Source organism: Nonomuraea harbinensis (assembly GCF_019396385.1).
Classification (GTDB): domain Bacteria; phylum Actinomycetota; class Actinomycetes; order Streptosporangiales; family Streptosporangiaceae; genus Nonomuraea; species Nonomuraea ferruginea.
This window is the reverse complement of record NZ_JAHKRN010000141.1, coordinates 1-516: the sequence shown is the minus strand read 5'-3', so window position 1 is coordinate 516 and position 516 is coordinate 1. Positions and strand designations below refer to the sequence as shown.

The window sequence follows — 516 nt, the reverse complement described above, 5'->3', positions numbered from 1 at the left end:
ATCCTGCCCCGTCATGGCGGCCTGGTCGGCGAGGGTCATCGTCACTGTCTCGATCGTCCTGTCTCGCCCTGCTTTACATCAAAAGGACTCATCTGTCCCATGTACCACAGCAGTCTGACAGAGAGGGTCTGGGCGTTGCAGCTACTGCATGACGCGACTCACGTTGTGCTGGAGGCGGTGATGTTAAAAGAGCTCCAGGATCAGATACGCCGGGTGGGTGGCTTCGTGGAGGATGCCACGGGGGATGATTGGGTGCGGCGCGACGATTTCTCTGAGCGTTCAACATCTAAGTGACTTGTGGATCAATTCGCGCGTAGGGGCGCGGCTGGACATTCAGCGAATTTCGATGAACTCACCTCTGACAGTTGAGGCTGTGGTTCAGGGCATTTTAGTACTCCAGCCGCACTTCGAGATCTCGGATCTCGGTTTGATCGAGGCTGGGACATGAGACGGCCACCGCCATGATCATGTGGGTGTGTGGAATCCAGATGATCGGCGGTGGCCGTGGCAGTCACA

Annotated in this window: 1 protein-coding gene; it reads left to right on the top strand. The window is 57.2% G+C overall.

Features of this window, described 5'->3' with window-relative positions; translation table 11 throughout:
- The coding region (locus KME79_RS44375; RefSeq protein ID WP_219552696.1) for a hypothetical protein at positions 1-294 on the top strand (294 nt) is incomplete at its 5' end.
- Positions 295-516: the final 222 nt, after the last annotated feature.